Consider the following 6,677-nt stretch of genomic DNA (forward strand, 5'->3'; position numbering starts at 1 on the left):
ATGTCGCTGTTTACCGGCGGTGCCCTGCGCCACACCAAGGTGATCCCGTACGCTGGCAGCACTGTGACTAGCGACATCGCCTACGCCTTCGGCACGCCGCCGCTCGACGCGGAAGCGATCAAGGTGCGCTACGGCTGTGCCCTCGGTCGTCTGGTCAGCAAGGAAGACAATATTGAAGTACCCAGTGTCGGCGGTCGTCCGGCGCGCAGCCTGCAACGGCAGACACTGGCTGAAGTGATTGAGCCCCGTTACACCGAGTTGCTCTCCATGGTGAATGATGAGCTGGTGCGGGTACAAAGCGAGTTGAAAGCGCAGGGGGTCAAGCATCAGCTGGCAGCCGGTGTGGTCTTGACCGGCGGCGCAGCCCAGATTGAAGGCATTGTGGAGTGTGCAGAGCAGATCTTCCAGAGCCAGGTCCGGGTGGGAGAGCCCATGAACATACGTGGTTTGAGTGATTACGTGCAGGCACCGGTGTACTCGACTGCGGTCGGGTTGCTGCAATATGGCCGCACCCATCAAGCCACAGGTAGCAACAAAGAATATGCTGCCAAGGCAAGCGTCGGTGGCCTGGTCAAACGGGTTAGCAACTGGCTGCGTGGCGAGTTCTAAGAATTTTGCTGAGTCAGGCAAATAAAGCGGAGAGACAACATGTTTGAATTTATGGATAGCCATACTGACGAAGCCGTCATTAAAGTGATCGGCGTAGGTGGCGGCGGTGGTAACGCTGTCGAGCACATGGTTCGTCAAAACATTGAGGGTGTTGAGTTCATTACTGTCAACACCGACGCCCAGGCACTGCGTAACTCCAGCGCCAACACGACCTTGCAGATCGGCGGTGGCATCACCAAGGGTCTGGGTGCCGGAGCCAATCCGGAAGTGGGTCGTGATGCGGCCATGGAAGATCGCGAAGCGCTGCGTGAGCTGCTGACCGGTTCCGACATGGTGTTCATCGCCGCCGGTATGGGTGGTGGTACCGGTACCGGTGCTGCGCCGATCGTGGCCGAAGTGGCGCGCGAGATGGGCATCCTGACCGTTGCTGTGGTGACCAAGCCGTTCTCCTTTGAAGGGAAGAAGCGGATGGGCTTCGCCGCGCACGGTATCGAAGAGCTCTCCAAGAACGTCGACTCCCTGATCACCATCCCCAACGACAAGTTGCTGAAGGTGCTGGGTCGCGGTATCTCCCTGCTGGATGCCTTCAAGGCGGCCAACGATGTACTGCTTGGCGCGGTACAGGGCATTGCCGAGCTGATCACCCGTCCGGGTTTGATCAACGTCGACTTCGCGGACGTGCGTACCGTAATGCGTGAAATGGGTACCGCCATGATGGGTACCGGTTCCGCCTCTGGTGATGACCGTGCCGAAGAAGCGGCCGAGAAAGCCATCTCCAGCCCGCTGCTGGAAGATGTGGATCTGGCCGGTGCCCGTGGCATCCTGGTCAACATCACCGCCGGTATGGACATGACCATCGAAGAGTTCGAAACCGTGGGTAACGCGGTTAAGGCCTTCGCTTCCGAGAACGCCACTGTAGTTGTGGGTACCGTAATCGATCCGGAAATGCACGACGAACTGCGTGTGACCGTGGTTGCTACCGGTATCGGTGCCGAGCGCAAGCCGGACATCACTTTGGTCAAGAGCAGCCAGGTGCAAGAGCGCCCGGTGCGTCAGCCGCTGGTTAGCGACATGATGCAAGGCCGCGTGATGGACGAAGCCCCGGCCAAGGTGGTCAACGCCGAGCCGCAAGCTCGTCGTGAACCGGATTACCTGGATATTCCGGCGTTCCTGCGCAAGCAAGCTGACTAAGCCTCTTATGGCTCTTGTTTGTTTGTTGTTTAAGGAATGTGCTAAGATGGCCTGCCAACGACCATCTGGTCCGGATTTTAAGCTGTTTAGGGTACACCCATGATTAGACAAAGAACCTTGAAAACGAGTGTACAGGCGACTGGTGTCGGCCTGCATTCGGGCCGGAAAGTCACCATGACGTTCCGTCCGGCGCCTGTGAACACAGGAATCGTTTACTTGCGTACCGACCTGAATCCTGTGGTGGAGCTGCCAGCCAATGCCGATCAGGTGCGCGATACCGTGCTCTGTACCGCTCTGGTTAACGAAGCCGGTGTCCGTGTCTCTACCATTGAGCACCTTTCTGCCGCGCTGGCCGGGATGGGGATCGACAACCTCTATGTCGAGGTTGACGCGCCCGAGATCCCGGTGATGGACGGCAGTGCGCATCCCTTTATCTACCTGCTGCAGGAAGTCGGGATCCGTGAGCAGAATGCTGCCAAGCAGTTTGTGCGGATCAAGAAGAGCATCCGGGTTGAAGACGGTGACAAGTGGGCGGAATTCCACCCCTATCGCAACGGCTTCAAGATGGATCTCGAGATCGATTTCCAGCATCCGGTCTTTGAAGGGCGCAATCAGCGTTGCGTACTGGATTTCTCCGGTGCCTCCTTCGTGAAAGAGATCAGCCGTGCCCGTACCTTCGGGTTCATGCGTGATATCGAGTACCTGCGTTCCCAGAACCTGGCGCTGGGCGGAAGCCTGGAAAACGCCGTGGTACTGGACGACTATCGGGTGCTGAACGAAGACGGTTTGCGTTATGAGGACGAGTTCGTCAAGCACAAGATGCTGGACGCGATCGGTGACCTCTATATGTGTAACCGCAGCATCATCGGTGAATTCCGTGCCTACAAGACCGGACATGCCCTGAACAACAAGCTGCTGCGTGCCTTGCTGGCCGAGCGGGAGGCTTGGGAACTGGTGACCTTCGAGGGTGAGGGCGACAAAGCGCCTATCGCTTACTACGATGACGGTCTGGTTCTGGCCTGATAGCTGTGCAACGGAACGTCGGTCCTCTCTCCGCACCGACGTTCCGTCATTTGTTTACTCCATCCTTTAATACCGATTATCTCCCGGTTTTATTTCCCGTGCAGGCTCCTGGCCGCACCTGACCGAGCAGACTGATTTCTATGAGCATTACGCTGATCCTCCACGGCAAGCAGCGACGCAAGTTGCACCTGCCCACACAACGTCTGGCCTGGGTCGGCGGTATTCTTTTCTCCCTGTTGGCCCTTGGTGGTGGTTGGCTCTGGCAGAGCTGGCACCAGAAAATGGAGGCGCTGGAAGTGGCGCTTGCCGTTGCCGAGCAACAGTCCGTTGACCAGAGTGGCGACGAAGCCCGTGAACAGTTGGCAATGCTGGCAGCCCAGGTGGGCACCATGCAGGGCCAGCTTGGCCGTCTCAATGCCCTTGGCGAACGATTGACCGAGCAGGCCGATCTCGATCCCGACGAGTTCAATTTCAAAGAGCTGCCCCCCATGGGCGGCCCTTCTTATGATGAAGAGCTGGAAGTGAGCCTTAACGAGCTGCAAGCCTCGATGAAACACCTCAGCCAGCAGCTCAGCAGCCGCGAAGAGCAGCTGTCGGTACTTGAATCTTTCATCATGAATCACCATATCACTGATGCCGGTTTTATTTCCGGCACGCCAGTCAAACAGGAGCGAGTTTGGGTCTCGTCCGGTTTTGGTGGACGGGTCGATCCGTTCAACGGGCGTGCAAAGATGCACAAAGGGGTCGATTACCGTGGCAAACCCGGAACCCCCATTCTGGCCACAGGTCCCGGCATTGTCAGCTGGGCGGGCCGTCATCCGGAATTTGGCAACATGGTGGAGATCAATCACGGCAATGGTCTGATCACCCGCTATGCCCACAACTCCAAGTTGCTGGTCGAGGTGGGCACCCTGGTTGATCAGGGTCAGAAGATTGCCTTGATGGGACGCACCGGTCGCGCGACCGGGGTCCATTTGCATTACGAAGTGTTGAAAGATGGTCGTCAGGTCAACCCCGCACGCTTTCTCAGTGCCAGACGGGGTTAGGTTTTTTTCTTCAGGTTCCAGTGACGGAACGCTTTTATAACCAGAAATAGTTGGTACCCATGATTAGCACACTGCTTACCAAGATTATCGGCAGCCGGAACGACAGAACGCTCAAGGCTTTGCGCAAAATTGTAAAACAGATCAATGCCATGGAGCCGCAGTTCGAGGCTCTCTCCGATGCCGAGTTGCAGGCCAAAACGGCTGAATATCGTCAGCGTATCGAGCAGGGTGAGACCCTGGAGCAGTTGCTGCCGGAAGCGTTCGCGACCGTGCGTGAAGCCTCCAAGCGGGTGTTTGGCATGCGTCACTTCGACGTGCAGCTGATCGGCGGCATGGTGCTGAACTCCAACCGCATCGCGGAAATGAAAACCGGTGAAGGTAAAACCCTGACCGCAACCCTGCCAGCTTACCTGAACGCCCTGAGTGGCCGTGGTGTGCACGTCGTGACGGTGAATGACTATCTCGCCAAGCGTGATGCGGAGGCGAACCGCCCGCTGTTCGCCTTCCTCGGCATGACCGTCGACTGCAACGTGCCCGGTATGGATGCGTCCCAGAAGCGTGACGCCTACGCCGCCGACATCACCTACGGTACCAACAACGAATTCGGTTTTGACTACCTGCGCGACAACATGGCGTTCTCGCCCGAGCAGCGCGTACAGCGTCCGCTCAACTATGCGCTGGTGGATGAGGTGGACTCGGTGCTTATCGATGAAGCCCGTACTCCGCTCATCATCTCCGGCCCGGCCGAAGACAGCTCAGAGCTCTATATCCGCGTCAACAAGCTGATCCCGCTGCTGGTCAAGCAGGACAAGGAAGACACCGAAGAGTACACCGGCGACGGTCACTACACAGTAGACGAGAAGAACCGTCAGGCCCTGCTGACCGAAAACGGCCAGATCTTCGTGGAAGAGCTGCTCAAGAAAGAGGGGCTGCTGGACGAGAACGACTCCCTGTTCTCCGCCTCCAACATCAGCCTGCTGCACCACGTCAATGCGGGTCTGCGTGCTCACACTCTGTTCGAGCGCAACGTGGACTACATCGTCCAGAAAGATGAGATCGTCATCGTTGACGAGCACACCGGCCGTACCATGCCGGGTCGTCGCTGGTCCGATGGTCTGCATCAGGCCGTTGAAGCGAAGGAAGGGGTGAAGATCCAGAACGAGAACCAGACGCTGGCCTCCATCACCTTCCAGAACTACTTCCGTCTCTACAACAAGCTGGCGGGCATGACAGGTACTGCGGATACCGAAGCCTTTGAATTTCAGCAGATTTATGGCCTGGATACCGTGGTTATCCCGACCAACAAGCCGATGGTGCGCAAAGACATGGGCGATCTGGTCTACCTGACCGCCAATGAGAAGTATGCCGCCATCATCGAAGATATCCGTCAGTGTGTGGCCAAGGGCCAGCCTGTACTGGTTGGTACTGTCTCTATCGAGAACTCCGAGCTGCTCTCCGGCATCCTGACCAAGGAGAAGATCCCGCACAAGGTGCTGAACGCCAAGTTCCACGCCATGGAAGCGGAGATCGTCGCCCAGGCCGGTCAGACTGGCGCTGTCACCATCGCCACCAACATGGCCGGTCGTGGTACTGACATAGTGCTCGGGGGCAACTGGCAGGCAGAGATTGCCAAGCTGGAAAACCCGACCAGCGAGCAGATTGCCGAGCTGAAAGCCGCCTGGCAGGTGCGTCACGATGCGGTGCTGGCCGCTGGCGGTCTGCACATTATCGGTACCGAACGTCACGAATCCCGTCGTATCGACAACCAGCTGCGTGGCCGTTCCGGTCGTCAGGGTGACCCCGGCTCCTCCCGTTTCTACCTCTCCATGGAAGATACCCTGATGCGGATCTTCGCCTCCGATCGCGTGACCGGCATGATGAAGAAGCTGGGCATGGAAGAGGGCGAAGCCATCGAGCACCCGTGGGTCACCAAGGCGATCGAAAACGCCCAGCGCAAGGTGGAAGGTCGCAACTTCGACATCCGCAAGAGCTTGCTGGAGTTTGATGACGTGGCCAACGACCAGCGCAAGGTGGTCTACGAGCAGCGCAACGAGTTGCTGGATACCAACGATATCTCCGAGACCATCCACGTTATCCGTGATGATGTCTACGGCGCCGTGATCGACGAGTACATCCCGCCCCAGTCTCTGGAAGAGATGTGGGATGTACCGGGTCTGGAAGCTCGACTGAAGGCCGACTTCGCGCTAGATCTGCCACTGCAACAGTGGCTGGCGGAAGATGACAAGCTGTATGAAGAGAAGCTGCGCGAGCGCATTCTGGACGAAGCCACCAAGCTCTATGCCCACAAGGAAGAGCTGGTCGGCAAAGAGGTGCTGCGCAACTTCGAGAAAGCGGTGATGCTGCAAACCCTGGATGGTCTGTGGAAAGAGCATCTGGCGGCCATGGATCACCTGCGTCAGGGCATCCATCTGCGCGGTTACGCCCAGAAGAACCCCAAGCAGGAGTACAAGCGCGAATCCTTCGATCTGTTCACCCAGATGCTGGAAACCCTCAAGCGCGACGTGGTCAGCATCCTGAGCCGTGTTCAGGTGCAGGAGCGCGATGTGGAGGCGATGGAAGAGCAGCAGCGCCAGCAGGCAGAAGCTGCTCCCCGCACCTACACCCACGCCGCTGCAGAGAGCCAGCTGGCCGATGAACAGGCCGCAGGCGAAGAGGGCCACACCACCTTCGTACGTGACGAGCAGAAGGTCGGTCGAAACGATCCCTGCCCGTGTGGTTCCGGCAAGAAGTACAAGCACTGCCACGGTCAGTTGACCTGATCGACGCTATGCCATAACAGGCGGGCCA

5 protein-coding genes are annotated in these 6,677 nt (G+C 58.1%); all 5 read left to right on the forward strand.

Annotation, left to right across the window (positions count from 1 at the left end; genetic code table 11):
* Positions 1 to 609: cell division protein FtsA (ftsA, locus tag ACRAUW_RS15860; RefSeq protein WP_431363052.1), on the forward strand; the 609-nt coding region annotated here is incomplete at its 5' end.
* A gap of 39 nt (positions 610 to 648) precedes the next feature.
* Positions 649 to 1,800 (forward strand): cell division protein FtsZ, encoded by a 1,152-nt coding sequence (ftsZ, locus tag ACRAUW_RS15865; protein ID WP_005336147.1) that lies wholly within the window; start codon positions 649 to 651, stop codon positions 1,798 to 1,800.
* 99 nt (positions 1,801 to 1,899) lie between these two features.
* Complete coding sequence (gene lpxC, locus ACRAUW_RS15870) at positions 1,900 to 2,823, forward strand: UDP-3-O-acyl-N-acetylglucosamine deacetylase (protein WP_431363053.1); 924 nt, start codon at positions 1,900 to 1,902, stop codon at positions 2,821 to 2,823.
* 140 nt (positions 2,824 to 2,963) lie between these two features.
* On the forward strand, positions 2,964 to 3,869 hold the full coding sequence (locus ACRAUW_RS15875) for a peptidoglycan DD-metalloendopeptidase family protein (protein ID WP_431363054.1): 906 nt from the start codon (positions 2,964 to 2,966) through the stop codon (positions 3,867 to 3,869).
* A 59-nt stretch (positions 3,870 to 3,928) separates the two neighbouring features.
* Entirely contained in the window at positions 3,929 to 6,649 is a 2,721-nt protein-coding gene (gene secA / locus ACRAUW_RS15880) for a preprotein translocase subunit SecA (protein WP_005336144.1), read from the forward strand.
* Positions 6,650 to 6,677 lie beyond the last annotated feature (28 nt).

This window comes from Aeromonas sp., assembly GCF_050633025.1.
In the GTDB taxonomy this organism is placed as follows: domain Bacteria; phylum Pseudomonadota; class Gammaproteobacteria; order Enterobacterales; family Aeromonadaceae; genus Aeromonas.